General features: G+C 66.9%; 20 protein-coding genes. 11 read left to right on the forward strand and 9 right to left on the reverse strand.

All coding sequences use genetic code 11. From position 1 onward, the window contains the following. Window positions 1–252: 252 nt before the first annotated feature. A complete protein-coding gene (locus AC3WRN_RS03725; protein ID WP_492621941.1) occupies window positions 253–3,198 on the reverse strand; it encodes a DEAD/DEAH box helicase in 2,946 nt (981 codons plus the stop codon). An 85-nt stretch (window positions 3,199–3,283) separates the two neighbouring features. Here AC3WRN_RS03725 and AC3WRN_RS03730 point away from each other — a divergent pair, with 85 nt between their 5' ends. Further along, complete coding sequence (locus AC3WRN_RS03730) at window positions 3,284–3,565, forward strand: type II toxin-antitoxin system RelE/ParE family toxin (RefSeq protein WP_492621942.1); 282 nt, start codon at window positions 3,284–3,286, stop codon at window positions 3,563–3,565. 12 nt (window positions 3,566–3,577) lie between these two features. Next, a complete protein-coding gene (locus tag AC3WRN_RS03735) occupies window positions 3,578–3,883 on the forward strand; it encodes a HigA family addiction module antitoxin (protein WP_492621943.1) in 306 nt (101 codons plus the stop codon). A gap of 11 nt (window positions 3,884–3,894) precedes the next feature. Here AC3WRN_RS03735 and AC3WRN_RS03740 read toward each other — a convergent pair whose 3' ends face one another. Further along, entirely contained in the window at window positions 3,895–5,889 is a 1,995-nt protein-coding gene (locus AC3WRN_RS03740) for a site-specific DNA-methyltransferase (protein ID WP_492621944.1), read from the reverse strand. A 92-nt stretch (window positions 5,890–5,981) separates the two neighbouring features. Between AC3WRN_RS03740 and AC3WRN_RS03745 the strand changes: the two genes are divergently transcribed. Next, complete coding sequence (locus AC3WRN_RS03745; RefSeq protein WP_492621945.1) at window positions 5,982–6,428, forward strand: hypothetical protein; 447 nt, start codon at window positions 5,982–5,984, stop codon at window positions 6,426–6,428. Between the two features lie 111 nt (window positions 6,429–6,539). Here the strand turns inward: AC3WRN_RS03745 and AC3WRN_RS03750 are convergent, their stop codons facing one another. After that, on the reverse strand, window positions 6,540–7,922 hold the full coding sequence (locus AC3WRN_RS03750) for an L-serine ammonia-lyase (RefSeq protein ID WP_492621946.1): 1,383 nt from the start codon (window positions 7,920–7,922) through the stop codon (window positions 6,540–6,542). Window positions 7,923–7,999: 77 nt separating this feature from the next. On the opposite strand from AC3WRN_RS03750, the gene AC3WRN_RS03755 reads away from it, so the two are divergent. After that, entirely contained in the window at window positions 8,000–8,230 is a 231-nt protein-coding gene (locus AC3WRN_RS03755) for a glutaredoxin family protein (RefSeq protein ID WP_492621947.1), read from the forward strand. Window positions 8,231–8,482: 252 nt separating this feature from the next. Here AC3WRN_RS03755 and AC3WRN_RS03760 read toward each other — a convergent pair whose 3' ends face one another. The 6 genes from AC3WRN_RS03760 to AC3WRN_RS03785 all read right to left on the reverse strand — a co-directional run bounded on the left by AC3WRN_RS03760 (window position 8,483) and on the right by AC3WRN_RS03785 (window position 14,207). Then, window positions 8,483–9,055, reverse strand: a complete 573-nt coding sequence (locus AC3WRN_RS03760; protein ID WP_492621948.1) for a DUF4337 domain-containing protein — start codon at window positions 9,053–9,055, stop codon at window positions 8,483–8,485. 95 nt (window positions 9,056–9,150) lie between these two features. After that, a complete protein-coding gene (locus AC3WRN_RS03765) occupies window positions 9,151–10,515 on the reverse strand; it encodes a DUF697 domain-containing protein (protein WP_492621949.1) in 1,365 nt (454 codons plus the stop codon). Between the two features lie 9 nt (window positions 10,516–10,524). Beyond that, a complete protein-coding gene (locus AC3WRN_RS03770) occupies window positions 10,525–11,073 on the reverse strand; it encodes a YceI family protein (RefSeq protein WP_492621950.1) in 549 nt (182 codons plus the stop codon). Further along, the gene (locus AC3WRN_RS03775) at window positions 11,073–11,651 is read right to left on the reverse strand and encodes a cytochrome b (RefSeq protein ID WP_068090966.1); all 579 of its coding nucleotides are present in this window, start codon (window positions 11,649–11,651) and stop codon (window positions 11,073–11,075) included. The genes AC3WRN_RS03770 and AC3WRN_RS03775 overlap by 1 nt, the downstream gene beginning before the upstream one ends. Beyond that, complete coding sequence (locus tag AC3WRN_RS03780; RefSeq protein ID WP_492621951.1) at window positions 11,648–12,268, reverse strand: YceI family protein; 621 nt, start codon at window positions 12,266–12,268, stop codon at window positions 11,648–11,650. The genes AC3WRN_RS03775 and AC3WRN_RS03780 overlap by 4 nt, the downstream gene beginning before the upstream one ends. 934 nt (window positions 12,269–13,202) lie before the next feature. Further along, window positions 13,203–14,207: a polyprenyl synthetase family protein gene (locus AC3WRN_RS03785; RefSeq protein WP_068096556.1), complete on the reverse strand. Its 1,005-nt coding sequence runs from the start codon at window positions 14,205–14,207 to the stop codon at window positions 13,203–13,205. Window positions 14,208–14,339: 132 nt separating this feature from the next. Here AC3WRN_RS03785 and AC3WRN_RS03790 point away from each other — a divergent pair, with 132 nt between their 5' ends. The 7 genes from AC3WRN_RS03790 (at window position 14,340) to AC3WRN_RS03820 (ending at window position 22,648) form a co-directional block, all read left to right on the forward strand. Next, window positions 14,340–15,542 (forward strand): MFS transporter, encoded by a 1,203-nt coding sequence (locus AC3WRN_RS03790; RefSeq protein WP_492621952.1) that lies wholly within the window; start codon window positions 14,340–14,342, stop codon window positions 15,540–15,542. 95 nt (window positions 15,543–15,637) lie between these two features. After that, entirely contained in the window at window positions 15,638–16,621 is a 984-nt protein-coding gene (locus AC3WRN_RS03795) for a DedA family protein/thiosulfate sulfurtransferase GlpE (RefSeq protein WP_492621953.1), read from the forward strand. A 247-nt stretch (window positions 16,622–16,868) separates the two neighbouring features. Continuing rightward, on the forward strand, window positions 16,869–16,961 hold the full coding sequence (kdpF, locus tag AC3WRN_RS03800; RefSeq protein WP_492621954.1) for a K(+)-transporting ATPase subunit F: 93 nt from the start codon (window positions 16,869–16,871) through the stop codon (window positions 16,959–16,961). Next, entirely contained in the window at window positions 16,958–18,760 is a 1,803-nt protein-coding gene (gene kdpA, locus AC3WRN_RS03805; protein ID WP_492621955.1) for a potassium-transporting ATPase subunit KdpA, read from the forward strand. Before kdpF ends, kdpA begins: the two co-directional genes overlap by 4 nt. 21 nt (window positions 18,761–18,781) lie before the next feature. Further along, a complete protein-coding gene (gene kdpB, locus AC3WRN_RS03810; RefSeq protein ID WP_492621956.1) occupies window positions 18,782–20,854 on the forward strand; it encodes a potassium-transporting ATPase subunit KdpB in 2,073 nt (690 codons plus the stop codon). A 26-nt stretch (window positions 20,855–20,880) separates the two neighbouring features. Next, the gene (locus tag AC3WRN_RS03815) at window positions 20,881–21,117 is read left to right on the forward strand and encodes a hypothetical protein (RefSeq protein WP_492621957.1); all 237 of its coding nucleotides are present in this window, start codon (window positions 20,881–20,883) and stop codon (window positions 21,115–21,117) included. Window positions 21,118–21,130: 13 nt separating this feature from the next. Continuing rightward, window positions 21,131–22,648 (forward strand): outer membrane beta-barrel protein, encoded by a 1,518-nt coding sequence (locus AC3WRN_RS03820; RefSeq protein ID WP_492621958.1) that lies wholly within the window; start codon window positions 21,131–21,133, stop codon window positions 22,646–22,648.

The raw sequence follows: 22,648 nt of genomic DNA on the forward strand, positions 1-22,648 counted from the left end.
AGGCGGGAAAAGAGGCCGATGGTTGCAGAACTGACCGCCCCGTGTCATCTCGCGGAAGTCATGCGGGCTATTGGGGCTCCGGTTTTTCCCTCTGCTGCAGGCGAAGCAGGAAGCCTTTGCTCCTCCCCCTGCTTGCAGGGGGAGGCTGGGAGGGGGTGGGCTTTTCGCTCTGCTGCTTCAAGATCAAGAGCGACCCCTCCCCAGCCCTCCCCTGCAAGCAAGGGAGGGAGCAACCTCCCCGGGAGTACGGCGTCAGAGGGCCAGGCCACCTTGCGACTGTGCTGTCGGCGCGGCGCGTGCGCGCGAGAACGCCAGCAGTTCGCCCAGCCGGGCGCCTTTTTCCCGCCAGTCGTAAAACCGCGACTCGCCGACCAGCGCGTAATGCCATACGCGGCCACCGCGCTGCTCCGCGTCCAGCGCGTTGATCCGCTCGCACCAGGTGGTGGCCGCCTTCAGCTTGCGCTGCACGTTCGGATGGCTGACCTGCTGCTGCGCCTTGGTCTCGACCAGGTAGATCGCCTCGGCCGTGCGCACCAGGAAATCCGGGATGTAGAACGCGGGCAGGCCGTCGTCCTTGACGTAGCGCAGCCGCGCGAAGTCGTGGCGGTTCTCGCTGATCTTGCAGAACGCCTCCACGCCGGCATCCAGCTGCGCCCACTCGATGAACGCGCGCTCCAGCCCGCCGCTGCGGGTCGGGTAGGGCAGGCGCGTGTAGATGCACTTGGTCACTTCCAGCGAGGCGCTTTCGCGCACCATCAGCTTGGCCACTTCGGACAGGTGGCGATGGCGCACTTCGGTCGTGCCGGTGGTGGTGTGTTCCTCGGCGCGCACTAGCGCCAGACCGAAGATCTTCACGATGTGGTCGATCACCGGCTGCAGTAACAGCAGTCGCCAGCCCTCGTCTGCAAACGGTTCGAAGCTTTCGTCGAACAGCCGCTCGCGGATGTAATCGTCCAACGCCGTGGCCAGCGCCGCGGTATTCATCTGCAGGTAGGGGCGGTCCAGGTTCTGGGCGATCTTGTTGCCCTTCGGCAGCGGGTGGTTCAGCGCCTGGCTCACCCGCCGGGTCAGCCGCGACAACAGCTCGTTGTAACCGCTGACGTTCATTGCCACGCCGTCGACGCGGTAGTCGCCGAACAGCGTGCTGCTCTGCAGGTCCTGCGAGGTGAAGGTGTCGCCCTTGCCCAGCAGTTCGGCCAGCCTGCCGCGGCTCATCGCGCTGAACGGCGACAGCGTGGCGATATCGATCGGCAGGTGCTCGACGTTCTCCTCGGCCTCGCGCAGGATGAACGGGATGGCGAAGTCGTACTGCTCGAAATCCGCGCGCAGCTCGGCGGCGATCAGGTCGCCGGTGCTGCTGCCGTCGTCGTCGCCGGTGGCGCCGACCAGGCCTTCGCGCATCAGCTCGTCGTAGAAGCCCTGGAACGCCGGGTGCTCGACGATCGACAGGATGTCGATCAGCGAACCGGGCTCCTCGCCCCGATTGATCCGCTCGCGGTTCTTGCGCTTGATGTCGGCGTATTCCGGGTCGCGCCACATCAGGCGCAGGCCGCGGCCGATGGTCTGCTCCAGCAGGATCTGCGCCTGGCTGGAACGCAGCGGCACGATCACGCAGATGTTGTTGACGTCGAAACCCTCGCGCAGCATCAGCACGCTGACGATCGCCCGCGGCTGCGCGTGCCGGTCCACGTTGAACAGGCGCTGGCGCAGCGGCGCCCAGTCCTTTTCTCCGAGCTCCGCCTTCTTGCCGGAATCGACGGTGAGCACGTCCTCGTCGTGCAGGCCCTCGTCGCACAGGAACTGCGCCACCAGCGGCGATACCTTGGTGTCCTCGCACACCACCAGCATCTTCGGGTGGCGGTCGGGGTCGAGCCGGGCGAAGTCCGCCTCCAGCTTGCGCAGCTTCTGCAAGCCGGCGCGCAGCATCACGCGCTGGCCTTCGGAAAGCGCCACGTTGCCGTCGGCGTCGCGCTCGGCCTTGAACTCCAGTGAATCCAGCGGCAGCGCGCCCAGCTCCTTGCGCTTGTCCAGCACCAGCGACTTCACCAGCCCCAGGCGCATCGCCGCCTTCAGGTCGAAATCGACCACGATGTGCGGGAAGTAGACCTTGCGCTTGTTCCTGCCGCCGCCCACGTCGTTGTACGGCGTGGCGGAGAAATCCATCTGCACGAAGCGGCGGCCCTTGCCCACGGCGATGATCGACAGGCTCTTCTGCCATTCGACCTCGGTGGTCTCGCCTTCCTTCTTCAACTCGTGGATGTGGTGCGCCTCGTCGTTGAACACCATCAGGTCGGGCAGGTCGGCGAGATAGCTCAGCACATTGCCGCGCGCCCAGCGCCGATCGAGTACATCGAGGCTGTTGCCGGTGGCGCGACCCGGGGTCAGCGGCAGCACGGCATAAGCCACACGGGCCGCGTCAGCGACCATGCCGGGCGTGTCGACCCATTCGGCTTCTTCCTGCTCCGCTTCCTCCTCGGCCTCGCTGAGCAGATGCCAGTTGGTGATCGCGATCATGCCGTTGCCGGTGGCCTTCAGGCCGATCTCGGTCTTGGTGCAGACGTTGCCGCGCACGAACTGCGCGATGCGTTCGCGCCGCGCCGGCGGGGTGAACAGCTCGGCGTAGCTGGCGATATCGGAGCTGGCGAAGTTGCGGCTCTTGTCTTCGTTCTCCTTGCCGAGGAAGGCATCGAGCAGGCGCTCGTACACGATCAGCCCCGGCGCCACGATCAGGAAGCGGCGGGTGAAGCGCGGGTCGTCGCGGCCCTCGTCCAGCGCCGCCGTCTTGTTCAACAACTGCCACACCAGCAGCGCCTGCAGCACCCAGGTCTTGCCGGTGCCGGTGGCCATCTTCAGGCAGTACTTCGGGTGGCCGTGCTTGCCCTGCGCCACGTCGGCGAGACGTGTGCCTACCAACAAGGCGTCGGCGCACACCTGCTGGTACAGGTCCTTCAGGTTTGGGCTGTCCAGCACTTCGTGCGCCACGATCACGTTGAGGATCGCCTGCCTCTGGCCGGGGTGAAAATTGAACGCGCGCGACTGACAGGCATCCTCGCCGAACCACCAGCGCAGCAGCTCGGCGGTCACCGGCGTCACCAGCTCGTAGAGGTCGGCGATGCCCTGTTCCAGCCCGACGCACAGCTGTTCGGTGCGGCGGGTGAGTGCGGTCGCGAGTGCCAGCGGGTTGCTGCCGTCAGACATGGGCTGGCTCCGGGTGCTTGCAAGCAGTAAACTTTTTGTTTATGGTTTGGGTGGAAGGATTTGCCGGGTAAACAGGAGTGACCGGGTGATAAGGAACTTCGCCGACAGGGAAACGGAGCGGTTGTTTGCGACCGGAACGGGGCGGCGATTTCCGTCTGACATCCAGCGACGCGCCATGCGGCGCATGTATCAGTTGGATGCCGCCGCATCGCTCGAAGAACTCCGATATCCGCCGTCCAATCGTTTGGAAGCGTTGGCACGTGACCGGGTTGGCCAATGGAGTATCCGCATTAATGCCCAATGGCGGCTCTGCTTCCGGTTCGAGGGTGGTCACGCCTTCGATGTCGAAATCGTCGATTACCACTGAGGCGCTGCAACCATGAGTATCCCCGCGACCAAGAACGGCATGCCGCCGATCCATCCCGGAGAGTTCGTCGAGGAAATCCTTGAAGACCTTGACATGAGTCAGGCCGCGCTTGCGAGGGCGATCGGCGTTTCGCCGATGCGTATCTCGCATGTCGTGCGCGGCGTGCGCCCCGTGACCGCCGACCTGGCCTTGCGCTTCGGTCGTGCGTTTGGGCAGTCGGCCCAGTTCTGGATCAATCTGCAAAGTGCCTACGATCTGAAGATCGCCGAACGCGAGATCCGAAAGGGGTTGGACAAGATCAAACCGTTGGCGGCCTGACGGCACCGGAGTCATTTGCCTGGCTCCCGCACCAGTTGCACCACTTCGGCTTCGAATCCGAACACGTCGACTACCCGCACGCACACGCGCCGCTCGCCGGCCTTGTGCGGCACGCTGAAGTTCGCGGCGGTGATCACGCGCAATGCGTCATCGTCGTTGGCGGTGTTGCCGCGGTAGTCCTGCCACACGGAGCGGAACACCGCACCGTCGTAGTCCGGATCCACCGCCCAGTACTCGATCAGCGCCAGCGGCTCGGCGTTGGCCACCTTGAGCAGCTTCTTCCGGTTCTCGTCGTCCAGGTTGATCGCCTCGGGCGAGAGCAGCACGTAGTTGTCCAGCGTGACCTGCAACTGCTCCTCGTCGCCGTTGCGCTGGCGTTGCACCGGCTTGATCGTGAGGTACTGCAGGCTGGAGAAACGCACCTGGCCGCGCAGCTTCTCGATACCGCCCTTCTTGCGCAGGCGGTCGAGCAGGTCGGGCGGGATCACCAGCACTTTGAGGTGGTCATCGTTGAGCGCGGTGATGCTCTCGCCGATCGACGGTTCGAAGTTCCAGCCAAGCACCACGACGTTGTCCCAACCACCAAGCAAGTGCTCGCGCTGGGCGATTGCCTTGCGCAAGGTGGCACCACCAGTGAGCTTGTTTGGTGAATCCACCAACACCAAAGTCTTCGTGCCGCCGTACACCACCGCGCCGAGATTGCGCAGCGGGTTGTCTTCCGGCTGCAGCGGAAGCGCGCCGTACAGCGAAAGCACGATCCCCGACAGGTCGCCGACACGGAACTTGCGCCCCAGCGAACTCTTCGCCGCCTCGACCTGGTAATCACCGATCGCCTGGTACAGGAAGGGCTTGGCGCCCTGGTCGATCAGCCGCTTGCGCATGATCATGCAGGCCGGCTTGCCGAGATCGGTGGTGATCCAGCGGCGGCCGAGCTTCTCGGCGACGGCGGCGGTGGTGCCGGAGCCGCCGTTGAAATCGGCGACGAGGCCCGTGTTTGGGCAGGAGTGCTCGATAATGCGTTCCAGCAAACGTTCCGGCTTCTGTGTGTCGTAGCCAGTGATTTCCGAGTGCTTAGCCTGGTTTTCTTTGTAGGCGCGCGGATCAGCATAGATCTGTTTGATATCAGTCCACACCGTCGAAGCTGGCAGCCCCTTGCTTTCGTCCAGGTACTGGCGATCAACAATGTTCTCGCCTTCGTCGTCTTTGCCACGCAGTCGGATGCGATATCGACGCCCATCCTCGTCCGTGTATTTGAACCAGTCGTCGATGTATTTCTGCTCGTATGGCAAATACACCTTCTTGGTGTAGCGGTTGTCATAACTTTTCGCGTAATGCGCGATGTATTCGTGGATCTTGACCATCTTGGGGCCGGCTGCTCGGCCTCCGGAAGGTGAGCCATAGGCCCAAATGACTTCCTGGACGAAATTGTCCTTGCCGAAGATTTCGTCCATCACGATCTTCACGTAGTGGCTGACCTGAATGCCCAAGTGAACGTGGATCGAGCCGGTGTCCGCGAGTAGCTCCCGCATGAGCACCAGTCGCGGGGTAATCATTTCGAGATATGACGCCGTTCCGTCCGACCATGTATCGGAATATGCGAACTGCTCGATCACCGTCGGCTTCTGCTCCAGCTCTACGCCAGGCAGCGACACCTTGGTGCGGTAGTCGGCCTTGGAGTCGAACGGCGGGTCGATGTAGATCAGGTCGACCTTGCCGCGCAGGCTGGGCGTGTGTTCGTCGCCGGCGAGCAGGGCGGCCATCGCCAGCAGGTTGTCGCCGTAGATCAGCCGGTTGGTCCAGTCGGCCGTGCCTTCGTCGCCCAGGTGCGCCTGCCGGTTTGCCGCCGTGACCCAGTCGCTGTCGCGCGTGTCCTTCGACGGCAGCACCCACTCGCGCGTCTGCAGGCTGACCCGGTGGCGCCCTTCCAGGCTCTCCAGGATCTTTTCGGCCTGCTTGCGGCCTTCCCTGATGATCTCCGGCAGCTGTTCCAGCAGTGAATTGGTCACGCGGCCGTTCCCCATGGATTAACTACAAACGTTAATCATAGTGAACTCTATACGTGAACCGATAGATCGGACGGCCGCTAAGTTGCCATGGGATGAGCAATGAACGCGCCGAATTCTCGAAACGCCTGGCTGCCGCGATGCTCGCGCAGGGCCACGAGCCGCGCCCCGGGGTGCTGGTCACGCAATTCAACCTGCGCTTTCCGGGTACCTCGGTGGTGTTCCAGACGGCTTCGCGCTGGTTGAACGGCAAGGGGATTCCCGAGCAGGACAAGCTGGTCGTGCTGGCCGACTGGCTGAAGGAAAGCCCGGATTTCCTGCGGTTCGGCGATCGGGCCGTGCACGGAAAGCGTGGCGCCAGACAGGTCAAGGAAGAGGCGCCGACCTACGACGACCAGAAGGTCTTCGATATCTACCGGGCACTGCCGGCTGCGCAGCAGAAGGTCGTGTGCGACGTGATCCTTGCCTTGGCGGCACCGCCTTCGAGACGGTCGACCTCAATCAAGCGCCGCGCTGGCGCGAAAGTGGATAGCCGCCGATAGCCGAGTGGCCCCAAGTCGTGTAGGGCGGACACTGTCCGCCGCTCTGGATTCAACAAAGCAAGAGCCGGCGGGCCGTGCCCGCCCTACGAAGCGTCGCTCACCGGCAGGACTTCAGCACTCGATGACGTTGACGGCCAGGCCGCCGCGGCTGGTTTCCTTGTACTTGTCCTTCATGTCGCGGCCGGTGTCGCGCATGGTCTTGATCACCTTGTCGAGCGAAACGCGGTGCTTGCCGTCGCTCTTCAGCGCCATGCGGCTGGCGTTGATCGCCTTGACCGAGCCCATCGCGTTGCGCTCGATGCAGGGGATCTGCACCAGGCCGCCGATCGGGTCGCAGGTGAGGCCGAGGTTGTGCTCCATGCCGATCTCGGCGGCGTTCTCGACCTGCATCACGTTGCCGCCGAGCGCGGCGGTGAGGCCGCCGGCGGCCATCGAGCAGGCCACGCCGACTTCGCCCTGGCAACCGACCTCGGCGCCGGAGATCGAGGCGTTTTCCTTGTACAGGATGCCGATGGCGGCGGCGGTGAGCAGGTAGTCGATGATGCCGTTCTCGTCCGCCTTCGGGCAGAAGCGCAGGTAGTAGTGGCCGACCGCGGGCACGATGCCGGCGGCGCCGTTGGTCGGTGCGGTGACCACGCGGCCGCCGGCGGCGTTTTCCTCGTTCACCGCCAGCGCATACAGGTTCACCCAGTCGAGGATGGTCAGCGGATCCTTCAGCGCGGCCTCCGGCTGGTTGCGCAGTTCGTCGGCCATGGCCGGGGCGCGGCGCGCCACGTGCAGGCCGCCGGGCAGGGTGCCGGGCGAGCGCAGGCCGCGCGTCACGCAGTCCTGCATCGCCTGCCAGATCGTCAGCAGGCCGGCGCGGGTTTCCGCCTCGGGCCGCCACACGCTCTCGTTCGCCATCATCAGCTGGGCGATCGTCAGGTGGTGCTGCTTGCACAGCGCGAGCATCTGGTCGCCGGTGGTGAAGGCGTAAGGCTGCTCGGTGGTGTCGGCGACGATGCGGTCTTCCGCCGCCTCGTCGGTGTTGACCACGAAACCGCCGCCGACCGAGTAGTAGTCGCGGCTGGCCAGCTCGTTGCCGTCGGCGTCGTAGGCGGAAAAGCGCATGCCGTTGGTGTGGAACGGCAGCTTTTGGCGCTTGTTGAAGACCAGGTCGCGCTTTTCCTCGAATCCGATCTCGTGCTTGCCGAGCACGCGCAGGCGTTGCGTCGCGCGGATGCGTTCGAGCGTGGCCGGGATCCGGTCGGGATCGACGGTGTCCGGGTGCTGGCCTTCGAGTCCCAGCAGCACCGCCTTGTCGGTGCCGTGGCCGCGGCCGGTCATCGCCAGCGAGCCGTACAGTTCGGCGCGCACGCGGGCGACGCGGTCGAGCACGCCCTTCTCCTCCAGCCAGTGTTCGGCGAAGCGCGCGGCGGCGCGCATCGGTCCCACCGTGTGCGAGGAGGACGGCCCGATGCCGATCTTGAACAGGTCGAATACGCTGACGGCCATGGATGCGCTGCTGGCGAAGTGGATGAACCGGCTATTCTACGCGGCACCCTTGGCTTTGGCAGTCCATTCGCAAGCGCATGTCCGACCTGATCCTGTACCAGCGCGACTACTGCCACCTGTGCGATCGCGCGCTCGCCGTCATGGCCGAGGCGCGCGCGCCGGATTTCGACAGCGTGTGGGTGGACGATGCGAACGAGCTGGAGCAGCGCTACGGTACCCGCGTGCCGGTGCTGCGCGATGCGCGCGACGGGCGCGAGCTGGACTGGCCGTTCGATGCGGCGGCCGTGCGCGCATTCCTGTCGAAGTGAACTCCCCCTGCAAGGCAGGGAGGGCCGGGGTCGAAGCGAGTTCCCTCCCCTGCCTTGCAGGGGAGGGTTGGGGTGGGGTTCGCTCTTGATCTTTCCCGCGAGCCCGGACAACCCCCTCCCTACCTCCCCCTGCGAGCAGGGGGAGGAGCATCAGGCCAGGGGCGGCTGGTTTTCAGCCGCTCGAAGATTTCCCCGCGCACCGCAGCAACGGCTGCACGTCGGGGTGCTCGCCGGCACGACCCGCCCCGGGATTCAGATGCCGAAATACGCCAGCGTGCCGACGACGAGGCCGAGGCCGCCCATCACGAGTACCAGCCTGCCCAGCCACTGCTTGCGGGTGAGCAGCGCGATCGCGGCCATGGCGATGCCGATCTGCAGCAGCATCGTGGCCTGCGCCCAGCGGTGATGGCGGTGCATCTGCGCCTCGCTCTTTTCGTCGAGCGCGGCCGAAGCCTGTTCGAGCTTGTCGGCGGCGAGCTTGATCTCGGCCTTCTGCGCCTCGTAGCGCTTCATCTCGGCCGCGAAGAACGGCTTGCGCGCATCGCTGGACAGCTCCATGCCGAGCTCGCTCAGGTTCAGCTTGTTGCCCTTCGCCTGGTAGTAGTTCCACTGGTTGGCCGCTTCGGTTTTCCTGATGGCGGCGTCGTTCTTGAGCAGGGCCGCCTCGGCCTGGGTGCTGCCCGCCATGTACGAGAACATGGCGCCCATGGTGGCCAGGATGGCGGTGATCACCGCCAGCCGGCCGGCCATGCCGCGGGGCTCGCGTTCGGCGGCTTCGTCCATGTGGTCCTCGTGCACTCCACGGACTTCGAATTCTTCTGACATGCGCTCTCCGATCAGCCGGCTGGGTGGGATGCGGATTCTAGGCGCGATCGCCGTGCATGCGGCGTATCCCGCAAGAACTATCGGACTCTATCGGTTCAGCGGGCGGCGCCAGGGTTCCTGAGCCGGCGCAGGATCTCCTCGCGCGCCTCGCGCAGGATCGAGTCGCGGTCGAGGCCGGCGACGATGTCGGCGACGGCGCGCTTGGCGCCGGCTTCGCCCCAGGACTTGCCGGCGACCAGGTAGCGTTCGGCGGCGCGGCCGATCAGCACCGTGGCGTACCAGCCCAGCGCACCCTGCGCGGCGGCGGTGATCAGCACCGATAGCCCGGCGCTGACGCCCTTCAGCGCCGAGGCGACCAGCTGCATGCCCCAGATCGCACCCATCAGCGCGGCCAGCTGGGCGGAGATCACCGCCACCAGCCGGCCGGATTCGGCGCGGGTCAGCGGCAGGCCGTACACGCGCGACAGCTGTACCACCATCGCCGCGTCCAGCCCGGCGGCGGCGAGCAGGTCGGCCACCGGGATCGGGTTCAGCGCCACCGCCACGCCCTTGGCCAGGCAGTACTGGCGGATAAGTTTCGCCGCCACCGCCTGCCGGGTGCGCGCGATGCGCGCGCTGACCTGGTCGGTGAGCCGGCCGGCGTACAGCCCGGCGTTGATCGCCGACAGCGTCTTGCCCTCGCGCGCGGCGATCGCCAGCAGCCGCTCGCGCAGGGCGGCCACGTCGGGCGTGCCTGCCTGCTCGCGGACGTGTTCGTGGCCGCGCGCGTCGATCTCGACCAGCCGCTGCGGCGCCGGCCGCGCGGCCACCGCGAGCACGTCTTCCGCGCGCACCAGGCCGGCCACGCGCCGGCGCAGGTGCTGCAGCAGGCTGTGCAGTTCGTCCGGTCTGTACCGGTCGGCCTTGTTCAATGCCAACAGCAGCGGACGCTGGGTGGCGGCAAGCGTCTTCAGCGCGTCGAGTTCCTCGCGGGTGAGGTCGCCGTCGCCGACGAACACCACCAGGTCGCTGACCTCGGCCACCTCGAACGCGAGGCGTTCGCGTGCCTCGCCGTCCAGCTCGTTGATGCCGGGCGTGTCGATCAGCACCAGGCCGTCGTGCTGTGCCTCGTCCAGCATGGCGTGCTCGGCGTCGGTGGTGGTGCCGTGCAGGACGCCCACGGCGAACGCCTCGCGGCCGAGCAGCGCGTTGCCCAGCGCCGACTTGCCGGTGGAGACGCGGCCGAACACGGCCACGTGCAGCTCGCCGCGCTCGAGCTTGTCCAGCATGGCCTCGATGCGGCCGAAGTCGCCGGCCAGTTCGCTGCGCACCGCGGCCGGGATGGTCGGGTCGTCCAGCAGCGCGCGCAGGCTGTCGGCCACCGGCGTCGGGTCGGTGGCCGCGCGCGGCGCAGGCGTGGCGACGGCGGGCCCCCGCGCGACCCAGCCGCGCAGGCGCCGCCACAGCGTGTCGCTCGCCATCGCGGCGGCTTACTTCGGCGCCAACTGCAGGTGCGCGGTGACCTTCACGTCGCCGCCGATCACCGAGGTGTCGGCGTAGTCGCCGGTGCCCACGCCGAAGTCCAGCCGCTTCACCGTGCCGGCCACGTCCAGCGTGGCGCCGCCGGCCTGCGGCTTGAACGTCACCTCGAGGCTCATGGGTTTGGTCACCCCGCGCAGGGTGAGCGTGCCGTCGGCGACCACCTTGCCGCCGCTCTGGCGGAAGCCAGTGGTGACGAAGTGCGCCTTCGGGAATTTCGCCGTGTCGAAGAAGTCCGCGCCGGGCAGCGCGCCGTCGCGGTCCTTGTCGCCGGTCTTCACGCTGGCCAGGTTCACCTCCACGTCGAACTTCGATGCGGCGAGGTGGGCGGGGTCGTAGCTGATCGCGGCGGTCCACTGGCCGAAGCGGCCGTCGAACGATTCGCCCTGGAAGGTATTGCTGAAGCCCAGCGTGCTGGACGCCGGCTGCACGGTGTAGTCGGTGGCCGCGGCGACGCAGGGCAGGGCGAGCGCCAGCAGCAGGATGGCAAGACGTTTCATCAGTGATCTCCTTCGGAAGCGGGGCGTGCGCGCAGGCGGCCGAACGGCAGCATCCGGCGCAGCACGTTGTCGTGATCGAGCAGGTGGTGTTTCAGCGCGCCGCCGACATGCGCCACCAGCACCAGCAGCAGGAACCAGAACAGGTACTCGTGCACGCCGTGCGCGAAGTGGCGCAGCGCGTCGTTCTTCTGCACCAGCGCCGGCAGGTTGAACAGCTTGAACCACTGCAGCGGCTTGCCGGTGACCGAGTTGAACCACCAGCCGCTGAGCGGCAGCAGCACGATCAGTACGTACAGCAGGCCGTGCGCTGCCTGCGCGGCGAGTTGCTGCCAGCGCGGCGCCGGCTCCTCGGCCGGGCGGTGGTCGGTCCAGCGCCACGCGATGCGCAGCAGCACCAGCGCCAGCACGGTGAGGCCGATCGACTTGTGCAGGGCCAGCCAGTTGATCTTCTGCATCGGCGAGCTGGCCAGGTCCATCAGCAGGCCGAACAGGCCGTTGCCGAGGATGCCCAGCGCGATGGTCCAGTGGAAGAACTTGGCGACCGAACCCCATTGGCGGTCGTTGCTGCGCAGACTCATGGATGCTCCTTGGTGGGCGGGGTGGCGTGGTCGTCGCGGAGCGCTTCCAGCTCCAGCCAGAGACTGACGTGCGCGCCGATCGAATTGGGGTTGGCGGTGATGCCGAAGTCGTTGCGATCCAGGCTGGCGGTGGCCGAGAAGCCCGCCACCTCGTGCGTTTCGTAGAGGGTGCGGGCGGCGCGGTTGAAGGTGAACGCCAGGTCCAGCGGGCGGGTTACGCCGTGCAGGGTCAGCTCCCCGTGCAGCACGCCGTGCTGGTCGTCCCGGCGCTCCACGCCGGTGCTGCGGAAGTGCGCATAGCGCTGCCGCTCGCAGTCGAGCAGCGCCGGCTTGCACACCGCCGCGTTCCAGGCCGCATCGCCCATGTCCACGCTGGCCAGGTCGAGATCCAGCTCGGTCGCCGCGTCGCTCCAGTCGCCCGGGTCGAAACGCAGCCAGCCACGCGCGATGTGCAGCCGCCCGAACGGGCGCGAATAGCCGTTGTGGCTGATGCTGAAGAGGACTTGGCTGTGCACCGTGTCGTAGCGCCAGCCGGCTGGCGCGGCATGCGCCGTTGCCAGCGGCAGCAGCATCGCCGCGAGACACCACGACCAGCAGGTTGGACGCAGACGAGACATGCGGCGAAGTCTGGCCGATCGCCGGCGGCGCCGCCAGCGCCGGGGGCTGAACGATGGGTTTCCGATTGGGGGTCAATCGGGGCAGGGGTTTCTGGTGCTTGTTGTCTTGCAAGGCCGGAGCTTTCGTCTGCCTGCGGCAGGGTACCTCGCGGGCTCGTTGTAGGAGCCCGCTTGCGGGCGATGCTTCTGTCGCGTTGATGCGGGTTCAGGGCAAAGAGCTTTCGTGCGCCTGCGGCGCCCGAGTCACTTTTCTCTTGCGTGGCCAAGAGAAAAGTAACCAAAAGAGAAGGCCACCCCGCTTGGCGCTTGCCGGGCTTCCTGCCCGGCAAGTCCGTGAGTCGGGGTCGGGCTTTTCGAACGGGCATCGGGCAACCGCTCCTGCGTTGCCTCAACTCCGGCATCCATGCCGTCGCCTGCCCGTGCGAAAAGGCGTTGCCCTCCCTGGCAACGCCCGCCATGCGGCCTGATCGTCCCCGCCTCACCGCCGCACAGGGGCCCCGGAAAGGCAGGCGCGCATCGTGCGCGCCAGAAGCCGAAGCCAAAACAGCGCGAGCTTGTGGCTTTGTGCTTTTGTCCTTGCTTCTGCGCGCCGGGAGCGCGCCGCTCTTTCCGGGGCCCCTATGGCGCGGCGGGTGGGCGAAGGAAAGGCCCCGCAGGGGTGGTTCGCAGGGATGCGAGCCAGTTCGACGTCAGGGCAGGAGCCCTGTCGGCGAACCCCCGTAGCCCACCCGCGCACCCGGAGGGCAGGCGAGGGCATGGATGCCCGAGTTGAGGCAACGCAAGGAGCGGTTGCCCGAGGCCCGCAAGGCGCGCAAGCGGGGTGGCCTTTCTCTTGGGTTACTTTCTCTTTGGCCACGCAAAGAGAAAGTGACTCGGGCGCCGCAGGCGCACGAAAGCTCTGAAAACAACCTTTACAAGCGAAGCGTCAACCAGCTCAGAACGTGCGCTGCACCGAATAGTCCGCCAGCGTCCCCAGCGCGTCGCGATGCGCCGAAGGAGCCAGCGCGGCCAGTGCCTCACGGGCGGCGCGGGCGTGCAGCAGGGCGCGGTCGCGGGTGCGCTCCAGCGCGCCGGAGTCGCGGATCGAGGCGATGATGCGGTCCAGCGAGTCGAGCCCGCCGTGCTCGATCGCGTGGCGCAGCGACTGCACCTGTTCCGGGTTGGCCTTCTCCAGCGCGTAGATCAGCGGCAGGGTCGGCTTGCCCTCGGCGAGGTCGTCGCCGATGTTCTTGCCCAGGGTGCCGGCGTCGCTGGTGTAGTCCAGCAGGTCGTCGGCGATCTGGAACGCGTAGCCCAGTTCCATGCCGTAGCGGCGCAACGCGGTCACTTGCGCTTCCGGCAACCCGCCGAGCAGGCCACCCAGTTCGGTGGCGGCGGCGAACAGCACCGCGGTCTTGCGTTCGATCACCGCCAGGTAGGCTGCCTCGCTCACGTCGGCGTTGCCGATGTTGAGCAACTGCAGCACCTCGCCTTCGGCGATGGTGTTGGTGGTGTCGGCGAGGATGCGCATGATGCGCATGTCGTCCAGTTCCACCATCAGCTGGAACGAGCGCGAGTACAGGAAGTCGCCGACCAGCACGCTGGCGGCGTTGCCCCACAGCGCGTTGGCGGTCTTGCGGCCGCGGCGCAGGTCGGATTCGTCGACCACGTCGTCGTGCAGCAGGGTGGAGGTGTGGATGAACTCGATGATCGCGGCGAGCTTGGTGTGCTGCTCGCCGCGGTAGCCGGCCGCGCCGGCGGCCAGCACGTGCAGCATCGGGCGCAAGCGCTTGCCGCCGCCGGCGATGATGTGGTCGGCGATCTGGTTGATCAGCACCACGTCGGAGGACAGCCGCCGGCGGATCAGCCCGTCGACGCGCTGCATGTCGGCGGCGGCGAGGTCGCGCACCTGGGCGAAGTCGGCGGGGCGGCTGGCGTCGGCGGGCATCGTCGTGGTCATGGGGGCTTCGGGGGCGTGAATCGTTCCGATTATAGGGCCTGCAACAACTTGCGCCGCGACATGTCGCCACAAACCCCGACGCGGGGCGCCCTCTATAATGCCGGCCATGCCTTTTCCGACAGCTGTCCCCCGGTGAGCAAACTCTCCAGCCTCGAACTGCGCAGCGCGCTGACCCTGGCCTGCGTGATCAGCCTGCGCCTGTTCGGCCTGTTCCTGATCATGCCGGTGTTTTCGCTGTACGCGAAGGCGATGCCCGACGCCAGCGGTTTCATGATCGGACTGGCGCTGGGCGTCTACGGCATCGGCCAGGTGCTGCTGCAGATCCCGCTGGGGCTGCTGTCGGACCGGATCGGGCGCAAGCCGGCGATCACCTTCGGCCTGCTGCTGTTCGCCCTCGGCGGGCTGATCGCGGCGATGTCGCACACGCTCGCCGGCATCGCCGTGGGGCGCGCGGTACAGGGCATGGGCGCGGTGGCCGGCGCCGGCATCGCGCTGGCGGCGGACCTCACCGCCGAGGAAAACCGCGGCAAGGCGATGGGCATCATCGGCGTGTCGATCGGCCTGGCGTTCCTGCTGGCGCTGATCCTGGGGCCGCCGCTGGAGGCGGTCGCCGGCCTGCCCGGGCTGTTCGCCGCCACCTCGATCCTGGCCCTGGCCTCGCTGGCGCTGCTGTGGCTGATCGTGCCCACGCCGGCGCGCGCCCGTGCGCCGGCCGCGGCGGGCGTCGGCCAGGTGCTGGCGATGCTGCGCGACGGGCGGATGCTGGTGCTGAACGGCTCGGTGTTCTTCCTGCACGCGCTGCTCACCGCCAGTTTCGTCGGGCTGCCGCTGCTGCTGGCGAACACGCTGCACCTGCCGGTGAACCGGCACTGGGAGCTGTACCTGCCGGTGATGACGGTTGCCGCGTTCGTGATGGGCGCGAGCCTGCACCACATGCGCGAGGTGGCGCAGAGCCTGCGCATCGTGGCGGTGTGCGTGGTGGCGATCGGGCTGGCCTTGCTCGGCTTCGCGCTGTCCGGCCGCCACCTGGTAGCGTTCGGCGCGGCGGCGGCGGTGTTCTTCTCCGCCTTCAACCTGCTGGAGGCGGCGCTGCCCAGCCTGGTCTCGCGGCTGGCTCCGGAGCACCTGCGCGGCGCGGCGATGGGCGCGTATTCCACCAGCCAGTTCATCGGCGCGTTCGTCGGTGGCGCCATGGGCGGCATCGCGCTGGGGCGGCTGGGCATCCACGGCGTGTTCACCTGCGCCGCGGCGTTGACCCTGCTGTGGCTGCCGCTGGTAGTGTCCGGCTCGCGCCGGATCGCCCGCGCCTCCGGCGCGCAGGCGCAGCCCGTGTAGGAACGTACCGGCGCGGATCCCGCGGGGTTTGCAACGGCCGTGCGACGCCCCATGATGGGAGCCTGCGGCCGCGCCGCGCACCGGGTACCGCTTCGATGGCCCAACAGATCATCGCGCTGATCGCCGAATACGGCGTGCTGCTGGTCTTCCTCAACGTGCTGCTGACCCAGCTCGGCGCGCCGCTGCCGGCGGTGCCGACCCTGGTGGTGGCCGGGGCGCTGGCGGCGGACGGACAACTGGCGGCGGCGGGCGTGCTGGCGGTGGCGCTGGCCGCCTGCCTGTTCGGCGACCTGGCGTGGTACGCCGCCGGGCGGCGCTACGGCGGGGGCGTGATGCGCCTGCTCTGCCGCGTCTCGCTGTCGCCCGACTCGTGCGTGCAGCGTTCCGAACTGCAGTTCCAGCGCTGGCGCGCCGGCGTGCTGCTGGTGGCGAAGTTCGTGCCGGGGCTGGCCACGGTGGCGCCGCCGCTGGTCGGCGCGATGGGGCTGCGGCTGCCGGTGTTCTTGCTGTTCGACGGGATCGGCTCGTTGCTGTGGGCCGGGCTGGCGGTCGCCCTCGGTTACGCCTTCGCCGCGCAGATCGACGACCTGCTGGCGGCGATTGCCGACGCCGGCACGATCGCGCTGGAACTGCTCGGCGGCCTGTTGGCGCTGTACGTGCTGGCGCGCTGGTGGCAGCGGCGGCGCCTGCTGCGCACGTTGCGGATGGCACGCATCACGGTGGACGAGCTGTACCGCGCGATCGAGGACGGGCGCGCGCCGGTGGTGGTCGACGTGCGTCCGGCGGGGTCGCGCCAGCTCGACACGCGGGTCGTCCCCGGCGCGCTGCTGGTCGACGATCGCGGTATCGACCATGCGCTGCGCGGCATCCCGCTCGACCGCGAGCTGGTGGTCTACTGCAATTGCCCGAACGAGGTGTCCGCCGCGAGGGTGGCCAAGACCCTGATGGCGCAGGGTTACCGCCGGGTGCGCCCGCTGCTGGGGGGACTGGAGGCGTGGGATACGGCTGGTTATCCGGTCGAGCGGCTGCCCCCGCCGACCGGTGCCGCGGATGACGGGGTCGCACGCGCGGTCGACTGATCGCCACGCGTCGAAAATTTACGCGTTGCATACGCGGATCGGCCGGATCGCTACCCCTTTCTTATACGGCGCTTCCTAAAGTGGCCGCCTCATCCCGTGAGGCGACCCCGATGGATTTCGTCTACCTGCTGTTCCTGTTCGTGCTGTGTGCGGCCGTGCTGGGTTTTGCGCTGCTCTGCGACCGGCTGAGCCCGCGCAAGTAGACCGCTTGTCGCGCCTGCCTTCCCCACTGCACGAGTTCTCCGCCATGAATGCCCTCTATGTCCTCGCCGGCCTGATCGCCGTGGCGCTGGCCGGCTACCTGTGTGTGGCCCTGCTCAAGCCGGAGTGGTTCGAATGACCACGAATGGTTTTTTGCAGGTCGGCCTGTACCTTGCCGTGTTGCTGCTGCTGGTGAGGCCGGTCGGCAGCTATCTGGCGCTGGTATTCGCCGAGGCGCCGAACCGGGTCACCCGCTTCGGCGGTCGCGTGGAGCGCGGCATCTATCGCCTGTGCGGCATCCGCACCGACGAGGACATGGGCTGGAAGCGCTACGCGCTGGCCATGCTGCTGTTCAACGTGCTCGGCGTGCTGGCGGTATACGCGCTGCAGCGCGTGCAGCCATGGCTGCCGCTGAATCCGCAGCATTTCGCCGCGGTGTCGCCGGATTCGGCGATGAACACCGCGATCAGCTTCGCCACCAACACCAACTGGCAGGGCTACGTCGGCGAGTCGACGATGAGCTACCTGACCCAGATGTCGGGCCTGGCGGTGCAGAACTTCCTCTCCGCGGCGACCGGCATCGCGGTGCTGGTGGCGGTGGTGCGGGGTTTCTCGCGCCACGGCGCGCAGGCGATCGGCAATTTCTGGGTCGACCTCACCCGCAGCACGCTGTACGTGCTGCTGCCGCTGTCGCTGCTGATCGCGCTGTTGCTGGTATCGCAGGGCGTGGTGCAGAACTTCAGGCCGTATGTCGAGGTGCCGGTGGTGCAGGCCAGCAGTTACACCGAGACGGTGAAGGATGCGGCCGGCCATGCACTGAAGGATGCCTCCGGTCACGACGTGCCCCGGGAAACGCCGGTCACCACGCAGACCCTGCCGATGGGCCCGGCCGCGTCGCAGGTCGCGATCAAGATGCTGGGCACCAATGGCGGCGGCTTCTTCAACGCGAACTCGGCGCACCCGTACGAGAATCCCACGCCGTTTTCCAACTTCATCGAGATGCTGGCGATCTTCCTGATCCCCGGCGGCCTGTGCGTGATGTTCGGCCGCATGGTCGGCGATCGGCGCCAAGGCTGGGCGATCCTCGCCACCATGCTGCTGATCTTCATTCCGCTGACGATCGGCCTGGTCGCGGCCGAGCAGGCCGGCAACCCGGCCTTGCACGGACTGGCGGTGGATACGCAAGCCTCGGCGTTGCAGGCCGGCGGCAACATGGAAGGCAAGGAGACCCGCTTCGGCATCGCCGCGTCTGGCCTGTTCGCGGCGATCACCACGGCCGCCTCGTGCGGTGCGGTGAACGCGATGCACGACTCGCTGACCCCGCTCGGCGGCCTGGTGCCGATGTGGCTGATCCAACTCGGCGAGGTGGTCTTCGGCGGCGTCGGCTCGGGGCTGTACGGCATGCTCGCGTTCGCGGTGGTGGCGGTATTCATCGCCGGGCTGATGGTGGGGCGCACGCCGGAGTACCTGGGCAAGAAGATCGAGGCCTACGAGATGAAGATGGCCAGCCTCGCGGTCTTGCTGCCGTGCGCCCTGGTGGTGATCGGCACGGCCGTCGCGGTGATGCTGCCGGCGGGGGTGGCGGGCATCGCCAATCCCGGCGCGCATGGTTTCAGCGAGATCCTCTACGCGGTCAGCTCGGCCTCCAACAACAACGGCAGCGCGTTCGGCGGACTCTCGGCAAACACGCCGTTCTGGAACGTGCTGCTCGGCATCTGCATGTTCCTCGCCCGCTATCCGCTGGCGATCGCGATGCTGGCGCTGGCCGGTTCGCTCGCGGCCAAGCGCCACGTGCCCGAGTCGGCCGGCACGCTGCCCACGCACACGCCGCTGTTCGTCACCCTGCTGGCCTGCGTGGTGATCGTGATCGGCGCGCTTACCTTCCTGCCGGCGCTGGCCCTGGGGCCGATCGCCGAATACCTGATGTCGGCCCGCTGATTCATCCAGGACATGGATTACATGACTTCGCAAACGCATGCAGTGAGCGGTTTCAACCGCGAGCTGGTTCTCGCGGCGATGGCCGATTCGTTCCGCAAGCTGTCGCCGCGGTTGCAGTTCCGCAACCCGGTGATGTTCGTGGTGCTGGTCTGCAGCGTGCTGACCACACTGTTGTGGGCGCAGGCACTCGCGGGCCACGGTGAAGCGCCGACCGCCTTCATCTTCTGGGTCAGCCTGTGGCTGTGGTTCACCCTGCTGTTCGCGAACTTCGCCGAGGCGCTGGCGGAAGGCCGCGGCAAGGCGCAGGCCGACGCGCTGCGCGGTTCACGCAAGGACGTGATTGCGAAGAAGCTGGCGTCGGCCGATCGCTATACCGCGATCACCTTCACCCCGTCGGCCGAATTGCGCACCGGTCACCACGTGCTGGTCGAGGCCGGCGAGCAGGTTCCCGGTGACGGCGAGGTGGTGATTGGCGCGGCCAGCGTGGACGAGAGTGCGATCACCGGCGAATCCGCGCCGGTGATCCGCGAATCCGGCGGCGACCGCAGCGCAGTCACCGGCGGCACCCGCGTGCTGTCGGACTGGCTGGTGGTGCGCATCACCAGCAATCCGGGCGAGAGCTTCCTCGACCGCATGATCGCGATGGTGGAAGGCTCCAAGCGGCGCAAGACGCCAAACGAGATCGCGCTGACCATCCTGCTGGCGAAGTTCACCCTGATCTTCCTGCTCGCCTGCGCCACCTTGCTGCCGTATTCGATCTACAGCGTGCAGGTCGCTGGTGTCGGTCATCCGATCACGCTTACCGTGCTGATCGCGCTGCTGGTGTGCCTGATTCCCACCACGATCGGCGCGCTGCTGTCGGCGATCGGCATCGCTGGCATGGACCGGATGATCCGCGCCAACGTGATCGCCACCTCGGGCCGCGCGGTCGAGGCCGCCGGCGACGTCGACGTGCTGCTGCTGGACAAGACCGGCACGATCACCCTGGGCAACCGCCAGGCGGTGGCGTTCCATCCCGCTCCGAGCGTGGCAGAGAACATTCTCGCCGAAGCGGCGCAGCTTGCTTCGCTGGCCGACGAGACGCCGGAAGGGCGCAGCATCGTGGTGCTGGCGAAGCAGCAGTTCGGCCTGCGCGAGCAGCCGCTGGAGGCCTTGCACGCACAGTTCGTGCCGTTCACCGCACAGACCCGCATGAGCGGCGTGGATCTCGGCACGCGGCAGATCCGCAAGGGCGCGCTGGATGCGGTGGAGAAACATCTGGAGGCGCAGAACAGCCGCCTGCCGCCGCTGGTCAAGCGCATGGCCGAGGACATCGCACGGCGCGGCGCCACGCCGCTGATCGTCACGGAAGCGGCCCGCGCGCTGGGCGTGATCGAGCTGAAGGACATCGTCAAGGGCGGCATCAAGGAGCGCTTCGCCGAGATGCGCCGGATGGGCATCAAGACCGTGATGATCACCGGCGACAACCCGCTCACCGCGGCGGCGATCGCGGCCGAGGCGGGCGTCGACGACTTCCTCGCTGAGGCCACGCCGGAGGCCAAGCTGAAACTCATCCGCAGCATCCAGGCCGAGAACCGGCTGGTGGCGATGTGCGGCGACGGCACCAACGACGCGCCCGCGCTGGCCCAGGCCGACGTGGCGGTGGCGATGAACACCGGCACGCAGGCGGCGAAGGAGGCCGGCAACATGGTCGACCTCGATTCCAACCCGACCAAGCTGATCGAGGTGGTGGAGATCGGCAAGCAGATGCTGATCACCCGCGGCTCGCTGACCACGTTCTCGATCGCCAACGACATCGCCAAGTACTTCGCGATCATCCCGGCCGCGTTCGCCACCACCTATCCGGCGCTCGACGCGCTCAACGTGATGCATCTGGCGACGCCGCAGAGCGCGATCCTATCGGCGGTGATCTTCAACGCGCTGATCATCATCTGCCTGATCCCGCTGGCGCTGAAGGGCGTGAAATACCGCGCGCTCGGCGCCGCTGCGCTGCTGCGTCGCAACCTGCTGGTTTACGGGTTGGGCGGCATCGTGGTGCCGTTCCTCGGCATCAAGCTCATCGACATGTTGCTGGTCCTGTGCGGACTGGCCTGATTCAAGCTGGCTCGAGGAGTTCTGTCATGCAGACATTGAAAGTATCCGTATCCCTTTCCGACGGCTCTCAACAGCCGAGTGGCTGGTCAACCCATCCTGATATCGAGCTGCGCGTGTCGGCCAACGATTCGGACTGCGATTCGATCATTGCCCTGCCCATGCAGTCGAGCCGGACTGCTCAGGTGACCTCGGCGCCATGCGATACCGAGGCACCGCGCAGCGACAGCGACGACTACGTGCTTGGCGGTTATGCCGGCATCTGAAGTTGATCCATCCATGACCACCCATTCGATAAGCAAAAGGTGGTCTGCCCCGGGCCGGATTTCAGGAATAGTCATGTCAGTGAGGAAAGTTCTTTCGTTCGCGGTCCTGCTTGCGCTGGCTCCGACTGGCAAGGCGATGGCATCGAGCGAGGATGTGAGCCAGGCGGCACCGTCGGCGGCGTTGGCCAGCGGCGATTGTTCCAGCGGCCTCTTCTCGCGTCTGGCGGCGGCTTACCGCGAAGATGCGCAGCCGGCCGATCCGAATGTGCCTGCGCCGGCCCGCCGCGGCTTGGACGCGCCGCTCGATTCGCTGCCGTTTCCCAATTCGGAATGGCAACTCGGTGGCGTTCCCGCTCCGATTGGCGTGCCGTATTCCTACGGTCAGTATCCGCTCCAGAAAGCGCTTTCCTGTACCAAGCTTGGTCAATGGATGGAGCGCAACCGCATCGAGATCAACGGCTGGATCAACCCGTCGATGAATGCGAGTTCTTCCAGCTTCACCAATTATCCGCTGTCCTACGCCACGCGCCCCAACCGCGTGGAGTTCGACCAGCTGGTCACCAATATCTCGCGCGTCGAAGACACGGTGCAGACCGACCATGTGGATTGGGGCTTCAACATCTCCAATCTGTATGGCTACGACTACCACTACACCGTGACCAAGGGCATCTTCAGCAATCAGCTGCTCAACTACCCCAAGGCGCACAGCGCGCTGAACGGCAGAATCTACGGCGACGACCCGATGCTGTTCTACTTCGACCTCTATATTCCCTCGATCGCCGAGGGCATGGTGGTGCGCGTGGGACGCTGGCTGTCGTTGCCGGACATCGAGGCACAGTTCTCACCGCAGAACTATCTGGTGACCCACTCGATTCTGTACACGGTCGATCCGTACACGCAGACGGGCATCATGACCACGACCCGGCTCAGCAAGCAGTGGACGCTCCAGATCGGCGTCAACGCCGGCAATGACGTCGCCCCTTGGAATTCGTCGGCGCGGCCTTCGCTGCAGGCCTGCGTGCGCTGGGTGTCGGCCGACAACAACGACATGCTTTACCCCTGCATCAACAACTGGAACAAGTCCGGCAAGAATTACAACAACGTCCAGATGTACGTCATGACATGGGGCCACCGCTTCAGCCAGCGCGTGCACATGCAGACCGAGGCTTACCGCATGTATTCCCGCAACGCCCCCGGCTTCGGCCCGGGCGGCACGCCGGGCGTCGCTGGGTCGTCGCCGTTGCCGGGTACCGCTGGCGAGTTCGGTGTCGTCAACTACCTCAACTTCGAGCTGAGCTCGAAGACTTACATGACGTTCCGCAACGAGTTCTATAAGGACATGAAGGGCGAGCGCACCGGCTTTGCCACGCGCTACTCCAGCCACACGATCGGCCTGACGCACTGGGTGTCGCCGGACCTGGAGATCCGGCCGGAACTCCGTTATGAGCATGCCTACGACTTCCCGGCCTACGACGGCGGCAAGAAGAACTACCAGGTGACCGCGCTGCTCGACGCGATCCTGCACTACTGA

The organism is Rhodanobacter sp. FW101-FHT13A11 (genome assembly GCF_058790335.1).

Coding starts and splice junctions, on each gene's coding strand:
- kdpB (WP_492621956.1), top strand. CDS start 18,782: ATGACTTCGCAAACGCATGCAGTGAGCGGTTTCAACCGCGAGCTGGTT.
- AC3WRN_RS03775 (WP_068090966.1), bottom strand. CDS start 11,651: ATGAGTCTGCGCAGCAACGACCGCCAATGGGGTTCGGTCGCCAAGTTC.
- AC3WRN_RS03820 (WP_492621958.1), top strand. CDS start 21,131: ATGACCACCCATTCGATAAGCAAAAGGTGGTCTGCCCCGGGCCGGATT.
- AC3WRN_RS03765 (WP_492621949.1), bottom strand. CDS start 10,515: ATGGCGAGCGACACGCTGTGGCGGCGCCTGCGCGGCTGGGTCGCGCGG.
- kdpF (WP_492621954.1), top strand. CDS start 16,869: ATGAATGCCCTCTATGTCCTCGCCGGCCTGATCGCCGTGGCGCTGGCC.
- AC3WRN_RS03755 (WP_492621947.1), top strand. CDS start 8,000: ATGTCCGACCTGATCCTGTACCAGCGCGACTACTGCCACCTGTGCGAT.
- AC3WRN_RS03770 (WP_492621950.1), bottom strand. CDS start 11,073: ATGAAACGTCTTGCCATCCTGCTGCTGGCGCTCGCCCTGCCCTGCGTC.
- AC3WRN_RS03815 (WP_492621957.1), top strand. CDS start 20,881: ATGCAGACATTGAAAGTATCCGTATCCCTTTCCGACGGCTCTCAACAG.
- kdpA (WP_492621955.1), top strand. CDS start 16,958: ATGACCACGAATGGTTTTTTGCAGGTCGGCCTGTACCTTGCCGTGTTG.
- AC3WRN_RS03780 (WP_492621951.1), bottom strand. CDS start 12,268: ATGTCTCGTCTGCGTCCAACCTGCTGGTCGTGGTGTCTCGCGGCGATG.
- AC3WRN_RS03750 (WP_492621946.1), bottom strand. CDS start 7,922: ATGGCCGTCAGCGTATTCGACCTGTTCAAGATCGGCATCGGGCCGTCC.
- AC3WRN_RS03795 (WP_492621953.1), top strand. CDS start 15,638: ATGGCCCAACAGATCATCGCGCTGATCGCCGAATACGGCGTGCTGCTG.
- AC3WRN_RS03785 (WP_068096556.1), bottom strand. CDS start 14,207: ATGACCACGACGATGCCCGCCGACGCCAGCCGCCCCGCCGACTTCGCC.
- AC3WRN_RS03760 (WP_492621948.1), bottom strand. CDS start 9,055: ATGTCAGAAGAATTCGAAGTCCGTGGAGTGCACGAGGACCACATGGAC.
- AC3WRN_RS03745 (WP_492621945.1), top strand. CDS start 5,982: ATGAGCAATGAACGCGCCGAATTCTCGAAACGCCTGGCTGCCGCGATG.
- AC3WRN_RS03725 (WP_492621941.1), bottom strand. CDS start 3,198: ATGTCTGACGGCAGCAACCCGCTGGCACTCGCGACCGCACTCACCCGC.
- AC3WRN_RS03735 (WP_492621943.1), top strand. CDS start 3,578: ATGAGTATCCCCGCGACCAAGAACGGCATGCCGCCGATCCATCCCGGA.